Origin of the sequence: Kribbella sp. NBC_01484, assembly GCF_036227145.1 — a bacterium.
Classification (GTDB): domain Bacteria; phylum Actinomycetota; class Actinomycetes; order Propionibacteriales; family Kribbellaceae; genus Kribbella.
In genome coordinates, this window is record NZ_CP109437.1 from 4,153,607 (window position 1) to 4,169,330 (window position 15,724).

Sequence of the window (15,724 nt, forward strand, 5' to 3'; positions counted from 1 at the left end):
GGCGGGATCGATTTAGACGCCGATCGGATGCCAGACGGTCTTCAGTTCCAGGTACTGCGTGAGGCGGGACAGGCCCGGAGACTCGGTCCAGTCCTCCTCGGCCGGGCGGCGCACCCGCTTGAGATTGTCGGCCGCCGCGGCCTCCAGGTCGCGGGCCTCGTCCGGCTCCTCGATCCCGCACAGGTCGATGGCATTCACGTCCATGTGCGACGCCAGCCACGGGCCGACCTCGGACGCGGAGCCGGTGAGGATGTTCACCACGCCGCCCGGTACGTCGGACGTCGCCATCACCTCGCCCAGCGTCACGGCCGGCAACGGACGCGCGTACGACGAGACCGCGACGACCGTGTTGCCGGAGACGATCGCGGGCGCGATCACGCTGGTCAGGCCGAGCAGGCTGGAGTCCTGCGGCGCCAGCACCGCGACCACACCGGTTGCCTCGGGCAACGAGAAGTCGAAGTACGGGCCGGCCACCGGGTTGCTGGATCCGACCACCTGGGCCAGCTTGTCGGCCCAGCCGGCGTACCAGACCCAGCGGTCGATCGACGCGTCCACGACCGCGCGGGCCTTGCTGATCGACAGACCCTCCGACGACGCCACCTCGGCACTGAACTGCTCGTGCCGGCCCTCCATCACCTCGGCGATCCGGTAGAGCACCTGGCCGCGGTTGTACGCCGTGCGTGCCGACCAGCCGCCGAACGCCTTGCGGGCCGCGACCACCGCGTCCCGGGCGTCCTTGCGGGAGGCCTGCGACGCGTTCGCCAGGAACTTGCCCTTGGCATCGTTCACGACGTACGACCGGCCGGACTCGCTGCGGGGGAAGGCGCCGCCGACGTAGAGCTTGTAGGTCTTGCGCACCTCGAGCCTCGAGTTGTCCTTAGTGGGCAAGGTAGGCCTCCAGACCGTGGCGACCGCCCTCGCGGCCGTAGCCCGACTCCTTGTAGCCGCCGAACGGCGAGGTCGGGTCGAAGCGGTTGAACGTGTTGGCCCAGACCACGCCGGCGCGCAGCTGGTTGGCCATCCACAGGATCCGGGAGCCCTTGTCGGTCCAGATCCCGGCGGACAGCCCGAACGGCGTGTTGTTCGCCTTCTCCACGGCCTCGGCCGGGGTGCGGAAGGTGAGCACGGACAGCACCGGGCCGAAGATCTCCTCCCGGGCGATCCGGTGCGCCTGGGACACGCCGGTGAACACGGTCGGCGGGAACCAGTAGCCCTGCGGCGGCAGCTCGCACTCCGGCGACCAGCGCTCGGCGCCCTCGTCCTCGCCGATCTGGGACAGCTCGCGGATCTTGGCCAGCTGGGCCGACGAGTTGATCGCGCCGATGTCGGTGTTCTTGTCCAGCGGGTCGCCGACGCGCAGCGTGCCCATCCGGCGCTTCAGCCGGGACAGTACCTCGTCGTACACGCTCTCCTGGACCAGCAGCCGCGAGCCCGCGCAGCAGACGTGGCCCTGGTTGAAGAAGATGCCGTTGACGATGCCCTCGATGGTCTGGTCGATCGGCGCGTCCTCGAAGACGATGTTCGCCGCCTTGCCGCCGAGCTCGAGCGTGACCGCCTTGTCCGAGCCCGCGACCGACTTCGCGATCGCCCGGCCGACGGCGGTCGATCCGGTGAACGCGACCTTGTCGACGTCCGGGTGCTCGACCAGAGCCTGCCCGGTCCGGCCGGCGCCGGTGACGATGTTCACCACGCCCGGTGGCAGGTCCGCCTGCTGGCAGATCTCCGCGAACGCCAGCGCGGTCAGCGGCGTCGTCTCGGCCGGCTTCAGCACCACGGTGTTGCCGGCGGCCAGCGCCGGGGCGATCTTCCACGCCAGCATCAGCATCGGGAAGTTCCACGGGATCACCTGGCCCGCGACACCCCACGGCCGCGGGTCGTCGCCGACTCCGGCGTACTCGAGCTTGTCCGCCCAGCCCGCGTAGTAGAAGAAGTGCGCGGCCACCAGCGGGATGTCGACGTCACGCGACTCGCGGATCGGCTTGCCGTTGTCCAGCGACTCCAGCACCGCCAGTTCCCGCGCACGCTCCTGGATCAGCCGCGCGATCCGGAACAGGTACTTCGCCCGGTCCCGCCCGGCCATCGGGCCCCAGACCTTCTCGAACGCCTTGCGGGCCGCCTTCACCGCCTTGTCGACATCGACCGGACCGGCCTCGCTGATCTCCGCGAGCACCTCCTCCGAGGACGGGCTGATCGACTTGAACGGCTTCCCGTCCGTGGCGTCGACGAACTGGCCGTTGATGAAGAGCCCGTACGACGACTTGATGTCGACGATGGCCCGCGATTCCGGGGCCGGTGCGTACTCGAATCTGCTCATGCCTCAGTCCAGCGTGAAGTAGTCGGGGCCGGGGTAGTGCCCGGTGGCCAGCTTGGTGCGTTGCATCAGCAGGTCGTTCAGCAGGCTGGACGCCCCGAAGCGGAACAGCTCCGGGTCCAACCAGTCCGGTCCGGCCGTCTCGTTGACCGTGACCAGGTACTTGATCGCGTCCTTCGCGGTCCGGATGCCGCCGGCCGGCTTGACGCCGATGTGCAGGCCGGTGGACTCGTGGTAGTCGCGGACCGCCTCCAGCATCACCAGCGTCACCGGCAACGTCGCCGCGGGGGACACCTTGCCGGTCGAGGTCTTGATGAAGTCCGCGCCGGCCAGCATCGCCAGCCAGGACGCGCGCCGGACGTTGTCGTAGGTGACCAGCTCGCCGGTCTCCAGGATCACCTTCAGGTGCGCGTCGCCGGCCGCCTCGCGGATCGCGGCGATCTCGTCGAAGACCAGGCCGTACCGCCCGGACAGGAACGCGCCGCGGTCGATCACCATGTCCACCTCGTCGGCGCCCGCGGCGACCGCGTCCTTGGTGTCCTGGATCTTGATCGGGAGGCTCGAACGCCCACTGGGGAAGGCGGTTGCGACACTCGCCACGTTGATCCCCGAGCCGCGCAGCTCGTGCTTGGCCGTGGCCACCAGGTCCGGGTACACACAGACCGCGGCGACCGGCGGCGCGGTCGGATCGGCCGGGTCGGGCCGTTTCGCCTTCGCGCACAGGGCCCGCACCTTGCCCGGGGTGTCCTGCCCCTCGAGTGTGGTCAGATCGATCATCCGGATCGCCAGGTCGAGTGCGTAGGCCTTGGCAGTCGTCTTGATCGACCGGGTGCTCAGGGTGGCGGCCCTGGCCTCGGCGCCGACCTGGTCGACGCCCGGCAGGCCGAGCAGGAACCGGCGCAGCCGGTCCTCGGACGAGGTCACGTCGGCCAACGAGTCGACGCCGCTGTCGAGAGTGGTCACCCTGGGCAGTCTAGTGCCGTTCCACCATGCCGGTTACTTTGTGCTGGTGAAGTCGAAGTCATCTGACACCGAGCGGTACCTGTCGACGTCGAACCGGATCACCGGGTTCCTGGTGGTCGGGATCGGCGTCCTGGCGCTGATCGACATCGTGGTGGAGTGGCGGAGTGCCAGCGGTCTCCTGGTCGCTTGTGTGATCGGCATCGTGATGGTGCTCGCGTACGTCTTCCTGATCCGCCCGTCGGTCACTCTCAGCCCTGAGCACATCCTGCTCCGTAACCATCTGCGCGACCATGAGATCCCGTGGTCCGAGGTGACCGGGGTCGACGTCGCCGACATCCTGCGCGTGCACGCCGGCGACAACAAGTTCCGGGCTCCCGGCGTCGTACTCGTCATGCGTGACGTTCGCAAGCAACGGGTCGGCGGAGCCAGGCTCCCGGAAGACAGCTCGATCTCCCGCGCCGACTTCGTCGTCGACCGGATCGAGGCCCACATGAACCAGTACGGCGAACAGGCCGGTGGCGAGGTGGTCACCAGCTGGGCCCGCCCGGAGCTGATCGCCATCGGAGTCCTCGCTGTCGTCGCCGTAGTGGCGGCGCTGCTGCGCTGATGCCGCTGCTGTCCCGCCGTGCGCTCCTCCGCACGGCAGCCGCCGCTGCCGTCACCAGCGCCGCAACAGTCACCGCCCTGGAAACAGGAGCCCTCCCAGGCCGAGCGCGCATCCACAAAACCCTCGGCCTGAACGGGCGCGACGGCGTCGTCCCCGACGTCCCGGCAGGCCTGGTTGTGGCGGACACCTTCGCGTCCGCTGCTCGCCGTACGACGGTTGGGTACAGCGTCATCTATCCCCACGGGGTCAGTCCGTCGGCGGAGTTGCCGGTCGTGCTCGTTTTGCACGGTCGTGGCGGCGACCACACGTCCGCGGTCAACGACCTCGGCATCGACCGCTACCTGACGTCCGCCGTCCAGGCCGGCTCGCCGCCGTTCGCGCTCGCGACCGTGGACGGTGGGCAGGCCAACTATTGGCATGAGCGGCTCACCGGGGACGACCCGATCGTCATGCTCGACCAGGAGTTGCTGCCGCTGCTGGCGAAACGTGGACTGCGGACCGAGCGATACGCCCTGCTCGGCTGGTCCATGGGCGGGTACGGCGCCCTGCTGTTCGCCGCTCGCGACTTCCTGCAGCGAGAGGTCCCCGTGGATCGAACAGCGGTTGCGGTCGGTGCGCTGAGTCCGGCGCTCTGGCGTCACTTCGGCGACGCTGCTCCGGGTGCGTTCGACGGGGCAGGTGACTTCGGTGACAACCAGGTTCTGGGTCGCCGGGACGACTTCAAGGATGTTGCTGTGCGCATCGATTGTGGGCGGGACGATCCGTTCGCGGGGGCGGCGAAGGACTTGCGGATGGAGTTGCACGCGGCGGGTGGGGAGCAGGCGGGGGCGCACACCGCCGGTTACTGGCGGCGCATGCTTCCTGACCAGTTGCGGTTTCTGGGGGCGAAACTCGCCGATTGAGGGGAACTCTGGCGCGGGTCGCGGCGTCAGAGCCCGTGTCCACCCCGACATGAACCCCTGTTCACTCCAGGATGGGCACGACAGGTCCCTTCATCATCGAGAGCGGAGCTATGTTCAACCTCTCCCGCACCACCCTGCGTGGCCTGGCCGGTGTCGCTGCCCTGGCCGGGTTCGCAGCCCTGGCACTTCCGAACGCGCAGGCCGCCCCGGCTGCGGCTGCAGCCACCCCGGTCCTGCCGCAGCCGGCCGAGACCCCGAACCAGGCGGTCAGCAGGCCGCCGGCGGGTGCCGCCCTGACGACCATGTCCTCGACGACGAACATCGTCCGCTACAACCGGCTCTACAAGACGCCGGCGATCACGCCGTCGAAGTGCAAGGAGGTCAACGTCTCGCTCCGCACCCTGGCGGGCGTCCAGGCCTACGACACCCAGCTGTGGAACTGCATGTACGCGGCCTGGGCCGTCCCGCTGAAGGCGGCCGGCGCGGCGTACAAGGTGAAGCCGAAGCTGGTCGTCACCACCGCCACCAAGATCAACACCCTCTGCGGTGTCGTGAACAACACGACCGGGTACTACTGCAGCGGGAACGGCGGCGTCATCTACATCCCGGCGTCGCAGATCATCGCGCAGTGGAATTCGAACCCGACCTACGCACGGGCGTGGGCGACGCAGATGATGGCGCACGAGTACGGTCACCACGTCCAGTTCCTGACCGGCATCCTGAACGCGTCCTGGACGCGCCAGAACGCCTTCAGCACCAACGCCGCGCGGCTCGAGGAGAGCCGTCGCCGCGAGCTGCAGGCCTCCTGCCTGGGCGCCGCTTACATCGGCGCGAACAAGCTGTACTACCCGATGAGCGGTGGCCTGCTGGTGCAGTTCAACTACCTGGTCAGCCACATGGGCGACCAGCCGGGTGGCGTCCGTGACCACGGCTCGCCGAAGAACCACGCGTTCTGGTCGACTTCCGGCTTCAATGCGAGGCACACCTACACCGTCGCGGGCAACTGCAACACCTTCAACGCGACCTCGACGTACGTCGCCTGACCTTCAGCACGCTCGAGGTCCGAGCAGTCTCGGGGTCGGAGCAGTAACGTAACCCAGCCGCCCGGTACGCGTTGCCGTACCGGGCGGCTGTTGCGTTTTGGAGACACCTGCACGATCTGCGATCGTGTGGTTACTTGTTTCGGGATCGCACGCCGTACAGTTTCCGAGTCGAGCGTCGAACGGCAGGAGTCAAGGACAGTGAACTACGACGAGTTCAACACCGAGTACGCGAAGGTGCTGGACAAGATCAAGAGCGGTCGGTGCAGCTGGTCGGAGCTGTCCGGTCACGTCACCCGCCTGCGCCAGGCGACTGCCGGGATCATCGTGCCGGTGGAGCGGACCCAGGTCGACCACGACCTCGCCGCGCTGGCCCAGATGGTCGACATGTCCCGGCGGACCAACGACAAGGAGGACGTCTGGACGGTCACGTCCGACGCGATCCGCAAGGCAAGCAGCCAGGAGGGTTCGGTCGCGGACCGGATCGCCCGGATCGAGGCGAGCATCAACGAGATCTCCAACCTCGCCAACCGGAACCCGGACGAGCGGGACGCGCTGATGCAGTCGACCAGCACGCTGCGGATCCTGCACGCCTCGCTGCAGAGCTCGCTGCGCACCGAAGAGGCCGAGGCCGCGGCGGCCGCCGCCCGCTGACCTCCGCGGGAGCCACCCGCCAGGTGCTCTCGTTCCTTCGAACGTCAGCCGCTGACCACGACGGCCAGCGGCTGGCGTTTCACGCGTTTTCAGATACCTGCCGCGGCAGCCAGATCGGCCTTGATGCCGGCCAAGGCGACGGCCGCCTCGGTGCGCGCTGCGGTCACGTCGGTGCTGACCGGGACGACCACCTCCAAGTAGCACTTCAGCTTCGGCTCGGTGCCCGACGGCCGGACGACAACCCGGGCGCCGTCCGACAGCGTGTAGCGCAGCCCGTCGGTCGGGGGCAGTGACTCCGAGCCCTGGCCGAGATCGTCGATCCGCTCGACCGTGTAGGCGCCCAGCGACGCGGGCGCAGTGGCGCGGAGCCGGTCCATCGCGGTCTTGATCAGCGACAGGTCCTCGACCCGCGCGGACAGCTGGTCCGTGGCGTGCAGGCCGTACTTGACCGCGAGGTCGTCCAGCAGATCCTGCAACGTGCGCCCCTCGGACTTGGCCCGCGCGGCTAGTTGCAGGACGCGGACCAGTGTGGAGATCCCGTCCTTGTCCTTCACCGCGACCGGGTCGACGCAGTACCCGAGCGCCTCCTCATAACCGAAGACGAGGTCCGGCACCCGCCCGATCCACTTGAATCCGGTCAGCGTCTCGACATACCGCACGCCGTACGACGCCGCGATCTTGCCGAGCAGGGACGACGAGACGATCGAGCACGCGGCGACCCCGTCGGGCTGTGCGGACAGCAGGAACTCACCGAGCAGCGCGCCCAGCTCGTCCCCGCGCAGCATCCGCCAACCGGCGTCGGCCGAGGCGTCGGGGATGGCGACCGCACACCGGTCGGCGTCCGGGTCGTTCGCGACGGCGATGTCCGCGTTCATCGACCGGGCCAGCTCGAGCGCCGCGTCGATCGCGCCCGGCTCCTCCGGGTTCGGGAAGGAGACGGTCGGAAAGTCTGGATCCGGGTCCGCCTGCGATGCCACCACCGCCGGTAGGGCGAACCCCGCGCGAGCGACCGCGCCCTCGACCAGCAGCCGGCCTACCCCGTGCAGCGGCGTGTAGGCGACGCTCAGGTCCCGCGGCGCGTCCGCCGGCACCAGCCCGGCGATCCGGTCCAGGTAGGCGTTCAGCAGGTCGTCGCCGGTCGTCTGCCAGTCGTCGCCGCGCGGCACCGTGTCCAGCGGGCCGACCGCCGCGATGGCGGCCGCGATCTCCGCGTCCGCGGGCGGGACGATCTGCGACCCGTCGCCCAGGTAGACCTTGTAGCCGTTGTCCTGCGGCGGGTTGTGCGACGCCGTCACGACCACTCCGGCGACAGCCTTCAGATGCCGGATCCCGAAGGCGATCACCGGGGTCGGCGTCGGCCGATCCAGCAGTACGGCGTCCAGCCCGGCGCCCCGGACCACCGCGGCCGTGTCCTGCGCGAACACGTCCGACTTGTGCCGGGCGTCGTACCCGATCAGGACCGGGCCGTTGGTGAGGCCCTTGCCCTTCAGGTAGGCGCAGAGGCCCGCGGCGGCGCGGATCACGACCACCCGGTTCATCCGGTTCGGTCCGGCCCCGACGGCACCGCGGAGTCCCGCCGTACCGAACTCGAGGGTGCCGGCGAACCGGTCGGCCAGCTCGGCGGTGTCACCGGCCGCCAGCAACTGCTGGAGCTCGGCGCGAGTGTCGGGGTCGGGATCTTCGCTCAGCCAGGCTTCGGCCGCACTACGGAGGTCAACGGTCACCTCCGCACGATAGCTAATGCCCGGACGACTGGCAGGGTCTCGCGCGCAGGTCGGCCACGTAGTCGTCGGGGGCGCCGGCGGCCTCGGCGGCCTCGGCGAGGATGCCGAGGTAGCGGGCCGACGGCAGGCCGCCCTCGTAGGCGTTCAGGACGTACATCCAGGCCAGCTGCTCGCCGTCCAGGGTCTGCACCCGGACCTGGATCTTGCTGTAGACGTCGTGGTCGATCCACTCCCACTCGTCCAGCCGCTCGACGTCCTTGGGATGGACGTCGTACAGCGCGACGAAGACCTGGTTGGCCGGGTCGGACGGGTCCTCGACCACGGTGGCCATGGCGCCCTCCCAGCCGAGCTCCTCGCCGCCGAAGGTGAGGCGCCAGCCGTGGAGCCAGCCGGTCCCGCGCAGGGGCGAGTACGGGCACCGCTCGGCCATCAGGTTCGGGTCCAGATTCGACGCAAACGCGGCGTACAGGGTCACGGAGACACAGGATACGGAAGAATGACCTCCCGTGGCGCGAGTTGTGATCATCGGAGGCGGTCCCGGCGGGTACGAAGCGGCCAGTGCGGCCGCCCAGCTCGGGGGCGAGGTGACGGTTGTCGATTCCGGCGGGATCGGCGGATCCGCCGTGCTCACCGACGCCGTCCCGAGCAAGACCCTGATCGCCACCGCGGAGGTGATGACCGAGGTGGAGGCGGCCGGCGAGCTCGGGGTCAGAGTTACAGGCGATGGGGCCAGTGACAATGCAGACCCGGCCAACGCGGTCCGTGTCGACCTGTCGGTCGTCAACAAGCGCGTGAAGGCGCTGGCCACCGCCCAGTCGGAGGGCATCGAGCGCCGGCTGGACCGCGACAAGGTCCGGATCGTCAAGGGCCGCGGCCGGCTGGACGGGCCCGAGGCCGTGGTCGTCGGCGACGAGCGGCTGGACGCGGACGTGATCCTGATCGCCACCGGTGCAAGGCCGCGCATCCTCCAGGGCTCGGAGCCGGACGGCGAGCGGATCCTGACCTGGGAGCAGGTCTACGAGCTCGACGAGCTGCCCGAGCGGCTGATCGTGGTCGGCTCCGGCGTCACCGGCGCGGAGTTCGCCAGCGCGTACGACGCTCTCGGCAGTGACGTCGTCCTGGTCTCGTCGCGGGACCGGGTGCTCCCCGGTGAGGACGCTGACGCGGCCGCGGTCCTGGAGGACGTGTTCAAGCGGCGCGGCCTGACCGTGCTGAGCAAATCCCGGGCCGAGTCGGTCAAGCGGCAGGGCGACGGCGTCGTGGTGACCCTGACCGACGGCCGCACGGTCGAGGGCTCGCATGCGCTGCTCGCGGTCGGATCGCTGCCGAACACCGACGACATGAATCTCGTCGAGTCGGGCGTGTCGCTGACCGACGGCGGCTTCGTCCAGGTCGACCGGGTGTCCCGGACCACGGCCCGTGGCGTCTACTCGGCCGGCGACTGCACCGGCGTACTCATGCTCGCTTCGGTCGCCGCCATGCAGGGCCGGATCGCGATGGCCCACGCGCTCGGCGACGCGGTCACCCCGCTGGACCAGTCGACCGTGTCGGCGAACGTCTTCACCGCCCCGGAGATCGCCACCGTCGGCCTGACCCAGGCGGTGGTCGACGCCGGCGGCAGTACGGCGATGGTCGTGAAGGTGCCGCTCGCCGACAACGCCCGGGCCAAGATGCAGGGCGTCCGGGACGGTTTCGTGAAGCTGTTCTGCCTGCCCAACACCGGCATCGTGGTCGGCGGCGTGGTGGTCGCCCCGCGCGCCAGCGAACTCATCCACCCGATCTCGCTGGCCGTCGGTGCCCGCCTCACCGTGGACCAGGTCGCCCAGGCCTTCACCGTCTACCCGTCCGTCTCCGGCTCGGTCGCCGAGGCCGCCCGAAGGCTGCACCTCCGCTCATGAAGTTCCTGGTGCTCTGGCAGATGGAGCTGAGCCTGCTCTCCCCGGAGATGGCCCGGTCCGTCGGCGCGATGCCGGAGTACGGCGAGCGCCTCGAGCGCGAGGGGAAGGTGCTGGCGCGGTATCACGTGGTCGGATCGCACGGTGGTGCGTGGATCTACGAGGTGGACTCGCACGAGGAGTTCGAGCGCTTGCTCGGCCGGGCGCCGGTGTTCAACTTCGCCCGCTACACCGTGCATGCCCTCGCCGAGATGGATTCCGGCCGCCCGGGCGATTGACGCGGTCGCGGGGGCCGGTGGATCGTGGCTGCAGGGGGTAGCCCATGTTCGAGGATCGCAGCGAGGTCGCTGTCGACCGGCATCTGGTCGTCAGCCATCGGCTCCGTGCCCGCCGGCTACAACTCGGCCTGACCCAGAAGCAACTGGTCAGCCGACTGGCCCGCCGCGGGATCCGCACCACCAACAAGACCCTGTCCAGTTTCGAGCACGGCGCCGGTGTCGACGTGGTCCGGCTGCCTGAGCTCGCCGTGGCACTCGATTGCACGGTCACCTATTTGCTCGGCCTGACCGAAGATCCGGCTCGCTGGGAGCCCGACCGGTCCGGCCTGCCGACGAACCGACCGGTGGCCCGGCCCGCCGTGCTGAACTCAGCGGGCGTCGTCGGCCAGCCGGACAGTCACTGGATCCTCGGCCCGGATATCCCCGCGCGCCCCCCGCGCCGTTGACCCAACCGCTCGTTCACCAGCCGCAGGTGATGGGCCGAATAGTGGCGTAGAGCAACCAACTGGGCCGGCGTCAGCCGGTCGCAGACCCAGCCCCAGTGCAGCGAGACCCAGTCGCCCGGGGCCAGCGGCTCGATCAGGTCGACGCCGTCGAAGCCACGGATCGCGGTCTCCTGGCGTGGTGAACCGAGGAGGAGCCGCAGGCCGTCCCATTCCAGCGGACGCGACTCGACCACGACCTGCTCGCCGGTGTCCGCCATCACCTGTCCCCAGCGGATCCGGCACTGGTCGAGCACGCGCAGGGCTTGCGCCGTACTGCGTTCGTCGTCGAGCAGGTCTGCCCACGGGTACAGGCAGAACACCGCGAAGCTGTGATGTGGCAGCCCGCCTCCGGCGTCGCCGGCCCGGTCGAGCAGCCGGTTGCCGATCCAGTACGCCTCGACCACCTCGCGGTCGAGCGGATCCGCCGTACCGGTGGCTGCGGCGATCCGGCGCAGTTGTGGCCAGGCGCCCTCGAACTGCCGCGCCAGCGCGCGGAAGCCGTTGTCCACCCGGCCCAGAGCGCCGTACTCGAGCAGGGCACCGGCGTCGGCGGGGCCGCAGTACCCGAGCCGGTTGGGGGCGAACGCGTACCGGACGAACAGCGCCGGTCCGGTCACAGCTCGGCCCCGAAGAACGCCAGCGCGTCGGCGGCCCGCTCCCGCGACATCCGCTCGAGCGCGAAGCCGCTGTGGATCAGCACGTACTCACCGGGGACGAACGGGCCGTCGAGCAGGGACAGGTTGATCTCCCGGACGACGCCCGCCACCTCGACCCGGCCGAGGTCCGCGCCCTCCGGGCAGTCCACCACCCGGCCCGGGATGCCCAGGCACATCGGGCTACATGCCCCTCAGCCGGTAGTACCGCCGCATGTCCTCGATGCCGTAGTACCCCAGGACGACGAGGACGACGACCACGACTGCCACCAGCATCCAACGCATCACAACTTCCCCTCCGTCACGCCGACCGGCCCGTCAGCCGGTACGGCGACCTTCCCGGTGACCAGGTCGATCACCAGCTGCGCCGCGGTCCCGACCGCGTCCTGCACGGACGGTGACAGCCCGATCCCGGCGTCGATACCCGCCGGCTCGCACCCGACCACGACCACACGTCCCACGGTGCCACCGAGTCGCGGTACAAGCGAGAGCACGGCGTCCGGACCGAGGTCGTGGGCGTCCATGCTCACCTCCGGCCCGGGCTCGGCGGCCGGCTCGGCCTCGATCACGTACAGCGTCCCCGGCGGGCCGCCCCGCTCGACCGCGTCGATCAGAACGACGAGGTCGTACGGCTCGAGCAGCTGGTAGGCCAGGTGGATGCCGCGGATCCCGAAGTCCCGCACCTCGACCCCGGCCGGCAGGCTGCGCCGGGCGAGCTCTTCGACGACCGAGACACCAAAGGCGTCGTCACTGCAGAACACGTTGCCCAGTCCGGCCACGAGAATCGTCATCCTGCACCTACCAAGGGCTCGAGTTCGTCCGGGCTGAAGTACAGGTAGCGGCCGTGCGCCCGCTGGATCTCGCCCTCCTCGCCGTCCAGTGCGACCGCGACGTGGGTCTCGCCGTCGACGTCGGACAGTACGGCGACCACCGTGCCGAGGCGGCCGGTGAGGAACATGTCCTGGGCGTCCGCCCGCCGGATCCCGGGCCGCAGCCGCACCCGTGAACCGTTGCCAACGGCAACTCCACCGACCAGCACCGTGTCCGTCTCCGGCGAAACCGTGCTGTCGTTGCCCGGATCCCACCACGGCGTGTCGGGCGGCGGTGGCTCCGGCTCGGTCACCTTGCGCAGGTAGCGGATCGTGCCGTGCAGCCGGTCCATCAGCTCCGGCGGCATCGAGTCGACCCGGGCCAGCAGTTCGGCCGCGCGCTGGTCGGTGCCGCGGACCTCGCGCTTCTCGTCGTCGGTCAGCGTCATCGCGCGCAGGCTGAGGATCTCGTCGATCTCGGTGGCGTCGAACAGATCGCCCTGACTCTCCGGCGCGATCCGCGGGTGGTCGTAGAGGATGATCGGCGAGGACAGCAGCAAGTCGCCGGCCAGGACCGGGTACAGGCCGACGTTGTCGCAACCGGCCGCATACGCGGTGGCCCACTCGGGTGGTTCCAGTAGCGAGAGGAAGCGGCAGCCCTCGGCGGCGACCAGGACGTGGTGGGCGATCAACGCCTGCCGTAGCGCTCCGACGCGTTCCGAGCTGCTGTCCGGCGTGTTGTTCTCGACCCGGATCCGCAGCCGCGCGGCGCCGTACGGGCCGGGCAGCGGTTTGATGGTCAAGGCAACGGTCCCGGTGACCGGCAACCGGGTCCGGCGGAGGAAGCCGGCCGTCCCGACGGCCTCGGTCTCGGTGCCGCCGGGGATCCGGAACGGCACCAGCTGCGGCAGCTCTGTCAGGTCCGCCCGGAGATCGACGGTCCGCACCACGGCCTCGTCCCACGGCAGGTAGGTCGCCTGATCGGTCTGCAGTGAGGCGACCTCGACCTCGTCGGCATCGAGGACCGTACGGCGCTGCGCCTGCAGGAACCGTACGCGCACCGAGAGCACGGCCGCGTCGCCGTCGAGCAGGCACTCGGTCTGCGACCAGCCCCGCTCGGACGGATCCACCACGCAGTAGTCCGGCGGCATCAGCACGCCGAACTGCCAGCGCACCCGGTTCTTCCCGTCCGACGCGCGATAGGGATACAGGACATAGCCTTCGAACAACAACGCATCCGCGATCTGCTGGACCGCGTCGAACCTGTTCATTCCAGCTGCTCCTTCAGCAGCCGCTCGATCGCGTCGTCCCAACCGGGCAACGCCTCCCGGGCGCGATAGCGGTACAAGCGGTCGAAAACGTCCTGCCGCAACCGCAGCCACGCGGCACCCGGGAAGTGCTGGTCCATCGCGTCCCGCCACACCGCCACCGGCAGCTGGTACGTCGCCTCCTTCTGCCAGGCGACCGGCGTCACGGAGAGAGTGCCGGGACGGCCGGTGAAGATCGTCCCGTTGAACAACATCAGCAGCGGTACGCCGCCTTCGCGCACGGCGTACAGGTACTTGTTCGCGGCGACGTCGAAGTCGTAGCTGCAGGGCAGATTCAGGTCGACCTCGGTCGCGCCGGTGAAGCCCGGCACCATCTGGGTGACGAACGCCAGCTGCAGCGGCTTCAAGGTCTCGCCCCAGCGAGCGCGGTCGCCGAACAGATCCGCGAGCCCCTCGGCCTCCTCGTCGTTGTAGCGGCGGCGGATCGGCTCGATCCTGATCTGGCAGCGCAACGCCAGCGCGTGCACCGGCGTACCGGTCGTCTCCTCGATCCGCAGTCGCATCCGGATGGCCGGGGTGGCCGCGTAGCGGTCGGCCTCCGCGTCGGTACAGGTGAAGTCCAGGTCAACCACGGCTGCGCTCCTGGATCCGCGCGAAGAAGTCGTCGATCCGCCGCCAGACGTCCTCGCCGCCGGCGAAGCCCTCCCAGTACTGGCGGACGATCCCGACCAGCTCGTAGCAGGCGTCGATCGGGACCAGGTAGCACGCGAACCCGTCGTCCAGCCGGCGCAACAGCACGGCCTCGACATCAGGGACGAGACTCTGCAGCCGGGGATTGCCGGCCACGACCTCGTCCCAGCCGGCCAGGTCGAGCAGCGACTCGGTGGCACCACCCGGGCTCGGGTAGAAGGCGACGTACCGGGACTGATCGGACTGGTAGAAGAGGAACGCCAGGTTCACCGGGAACCCCATCGCGTCCCACTGCGCCGGGGACAGCGTGAAGTCCGGGTTGGACTGGTAGCGATCCGGCACCGCGCGGTAGTGCCCGTGCGACGCGCCGCCCTCGGTGAACAACAGGTAGCAGGCCCGGCAGGTGCACAGCAGCCGGTGCCCCGGCACGTCGGCCAGGTGCGAGTGCTCAGGTCCGATCGGCACGGCGCACATCTCGCACTGCTCACCCGGCGCGGCCTGCTCGCGCACACCACCGGTGAACTCACGGAGCACCGCGACCGGATCGACGGTCGGCTGCTGCTTCTTCTGCGCGAGTGATCGCAGCGTCGGCGATGGCCTCACGCCGGCTGCACCCCCGGGATCGCGACCTTCCAGCCCGCGCCTTCCGGCAGCAGCGGCAGCGCTTCGAGCGGCGGCGCCCCCTCAGGTGCGAGCGCCCGCCCGGCCAGGCGTACGTCGTACTCCGCGGTGCAGCGTGGACACGTGAGCCGGTCGCCGTCCAACTGCCCGTGGTGCAGGGCGGAAGAGCACATCGGGCAATTGTTGCGGTAGGCAAAGAACGTGCCGGCCAGGTTGGCCACCAGCACGTCGAGGCCACCGACGGTCAGGTGCTGGACCTGGTCGAGGGGTGGGACCAGGTCCAGCTGGTGCCAGCCGTCCCGGTGGGGGCGGAACGGCTCGATGGTCAGAAGGCTCTGCTTCTCCTTGACCATGCCCGCGACGTCGACCGCGACGGCCTCCGGCGCGGCGTCCAGGACGGCGTTCTCGACCGTCAGCCGGACGGTGGCGGTCGAACCCGGGCAGCCGTCACAGCTGCCCTGCAGGCTCAGGTGGACGACTCCGTCGTCGTCGATGCCGAGGTAGTCGATGCCGCCGGCGTGCGAGCCGAGGTACGGCCGGACCGAGTCCAGCGCGCCCTGGATCCGGGTCGCGACGTCGTCGGGGTGGAGGTCGTGCAGCAACAGGAGCCCCGCGACCAGGTCGTCCCCGACCAACTGCCGAACCTGCGGCTCGTCCAGCAGGTTCAGCAGTTGTTCGAGGCCGGCGCCGTGCAATGCGAGCACCGCGCGGACCAGCTCCTCCACCTTCGCGGCCAGGGCCGGATCGGCGCGCCGCTGGACCTCGTCCAGCAGGACGTCGATCCGTTCACTCAACTCCTGGACGTCGTGCCGGTCCATAGCAGC

General features: G+C 69.8%; 19 protein-coding genes. 7 read left to right on the forward strand and 12 right to left on the reverse strand.

From position 1 onward, the window contains the following. Window positions 1-12: 12 nt before the first annotated feature. From OG555_RS20375 to deoC, 3 genes are read right to left on the reverse strand one after another with little or no spacing between them, the layout of a single operon-like run. Window positions 13-888 (reverse strand): aldehyde dehydrogenase family protein, encoded by an 876-nt coding sequence (locus OG555_RS20375; RefSeq protein WP_329484495.1) that lies wholly within the window; start codon window positions 886-888, stop codon window positions 13-15. Next, window positions 878-2,314, reverse strand: a complete 1,437-nt coding sequence (locus tag OG555_RS20380) for an aldehyde dehydrogenase family protein (RefSeq protein WP_329484496.1) — start codon at window positions 2,312-2,314, stop codon at window positions 878-880. The genes OG555_RS20375 and OG555_RS20380 overlap by 11 nt, the downstream gene beginning before the upstream one ends. Before the next feature lie 3 nt (window positions 2,315-2,317). Continuing rightward, the gene (gene deoC, locus OG555_RS20385; protein WP_329484497.1) at window positions 2,318-3,274 is read right to left on the reverse strand and encodes a deoxyribose-phosphate aldolase; all 957 of its coding nucleotides are present in this window, start codon (window positions 3,272-3,274) and stop codon (window positions 2,318-2,320) included. Window positions 3,275-3,320: 46 nt separating this feature from the next. Between deoC and OG555_RS20390 the strand changes: the two genes are divergently transcribed. From OG555_RS20390 to OG555_RS20405, 4 genes are all read left to right on the forward strand, one after another. Further along, on the forward strand, window positions 3,321-3,881 hold the full coding sequence (locus OG555_RS20390) for a PH domain-containing protein (RefSeq protein ID WP_329484498.1): 561 nt from the start codon (window positions 3,321-3,323) through the stop codon (window positions 3,879-3,881). After that, window positions 3,881-4,783, forward strand: coding sequence for an alpha/beta hydrolase (locus tag OG555_RS20395; protein ID WP_329484499.1), 903 nt, complete (start codon window positions 3,881-3,883; stop codon window positions 4,781-4,783). Before OG555_RS20390 ends, OG555_RS20395 begins: the two co-directional genes overlap by 1 nt. Before the next feature lie 110 nt (window positions 4,784-4,893). Further along, window positions 4,894-5,826: a neutral zinc metallopeptidase gene (locus OG555_RS20400; RefSeq protein ID WP_329484500.1), complete on the forward strand. Its 933-nt coding sequence runs from the start codon at window positions 4,894-4,896 to the stop codon at window positions 5,824-5,826. A 198-nt stretch (window positions 5,827-6,024) separates the two neighbouring features. Next, window positions 6,025-6,477 (forward strand): hypothetical protein, encoded by a 453-nt coding sequence (locus OG555_RS20405; RefSeq protein ID WP_329484501.1) that lies wholly within the window; start codon window positions 6,025-6,027, stop codon window positions 6,475-6,477. An 89-nt stretch (window positions 6,478-6,566) separates the two neighbouring features. On the opposite strand, the gene OG555_RS20410 is transcribed toward OG555_RS20405, so the two are convergent. Together OG555_RS20410 and OG555_RS20415 are read right to left on the reverse strand one after the other, a co-directional pair. Further along, window positions 6,567-8,201, reverse strand: coding sequence for a phospho-sugar mutase (locus OG555_RS20410; protein WP_329484502.1), 1,635 nt, complete (start codon window positions 8,199-8,201; stop codon window positions 6,567-6,569). A 13-nt stretch (window positions 8,202-8,214) separates the two neighbouring features. Next, complete coding sequence (locus OG555_RS20415) at window positions 8,215-8,676, reverse strand: gamma-glutamylcyclotransferase (protein WP_329484503.1); 462 nt, start codon at window positions 8,674-8,676, stop codon at window positions 8,215-8,217. A gap of 31 nt (window positions 8,677-8,707) precedes the next feature. Between OG555_RS20415 and OG555_RS20420 the strand changes: the two genes are divergently transcribed. The 3 genes from OG555_RS20420 to OG555_RS20430 are packed head-to-tail and all read left to right on the forward strand — an operon-like array spanning window position 8,708 to window position 10,820. Further along, window positions 8,708-10,099 (forward strand): NAD(P)H-quinone dehydrogenase, encoded by a 1,392-nt coding sequence (locus OG555_RS20420; protein WP_329484504.1) that lies wholly within the window; start codon window positions 8,708-8,710, stop codon window positions 10,097-10,099. Beyond that, window positions 10,096-10,374 carry a muconolactone Delta-isomerase family protein gene (locus tag OG555_RS20425; protein WP_329484505.1) on the forward strand — a complete coding sequence of 93 codons (279 nt, stop codon included), beginning with the start codon at window positions 10,096-10,098 and terminating at the stop codon, window positions 10,372-10,374. Before OG555_RS20420 ends, OG555_RS20425 begins: the two co-directional genes overlap by 4 nt. A 44-nt stretch (window positions 10,375-10,418) precedes the next feature. Beyond that, a complete protein-coding gene (locus OG555_RS20430; RefSeq protein WP_329484506.1) occupies window positions 10,419-10,820 on the forward strand; it encodes a helix-turn-helix domain-containing protein in 402 nt (133 codons plus the stop codon). Here OG555_RS20430 and OG555_RS20435 read toward each other — a convergent pair. The 7 genes from OG555_RS20435 to OG555_RS20465 form a co-directional block, all read right to left on the reverse strand. Continuing rightward, window positions 10,772-11,476 (reverse strand): DUF6390 family protein, encoded by a 705-nt coding sequence (locus OG555_RS20435; protein WP_329484507.1) that lies wholly within the window; start codon window positions 11,474-11,476, stop codon window positions 10,772-10,774. The genes OG555_RS20430 and OG555_RS20435 overlap by 49 nt on opposite strands. Beyond that, entirely contained in the window at window positions 11,473-11,691 is a 219-nt protein-coding gene (locus OG555_RS20440) for a HypC/HybG/HupF family hydrogenase formation chaperone (protein ID WP_329484508.1), read from the reverse strand. The genes OG555_RS20435 and OG555_RS20440 overlap by 4 nt, the downstream gene beginning before the upstream one ends. Window positions 11,692-11,796: 105 nt before the next feature. Beyond that, on the reverse strand, window positions 11,797-12,303 hold the full coding sequence (locus tag OG555_RS20445; RefSeq protein ID WP_329484509.1) for a hydrogenase maturation protease: 507 nt from the start codon (window positions 12,301-12,303) through the stop codon (window positions 11,797-11,799). After that, complete coding sequence (locus OG555_RS20450) at window positions 12,300-13,592, reverse strand: hypothetical protein (RefSeq protein WP_329484510.1); 1,293 nt, start codon at window positions 13,590-13,592, stop codon at window positions 12,300-12,302. The genes OG555_RS20445 and OG555_RS20450 overlap by 4 nt, the downstream gene beginning before the upstream one ends. Further along, window positions 13,589-14,221 carry a DUF6084 family protein gene (locus OG555_RS20455; RefSeq protein WP_329484511.1) on the reverse strand — a complete coding sequence of 211 codons (633 nt, stop codon included), beginning with the start codon at window positions 14,219-14,221 and terminating at the stop codon, window positions 13,589-13,591. The genes OG555_RS20450 and OG555_RS20455 overlap by 4 nt, the downstream gene beginning before the upstream one ends. Next, window positions 14,214-14,882, reverse strand: a complete 669-nt coding sequence (locus tag OG555_RS20460; RefSeq protein WP_329484512.1) for a DUF5947 family protein — start codon at window positions 14,880-14,882, stop codon at window positions 14,214-14,216. Before OG555_RS20460 ends, OG555_RS20455 begins: the two co-directional genes overlap by 8 nt. Next, the gene (locus OG555_RS20465; protein ID WP_329484513.1) at window positions 14,879-15,718 is read right to left on the reverse strand and encodes a NifU family protein; all 840 of its coding nucleotides are present in this window, start codon (window positions 15,716-15,718) and stop codon (window positions 14,879-14,881) included. The genes OG555_RS20460 and OG555_RS20465 overlap by 4 nt, the downstream gene beginning before the upstream one ends. Between the last annotated feature and the right edge of the window lie 6 nt (window positions 15,719-15,724).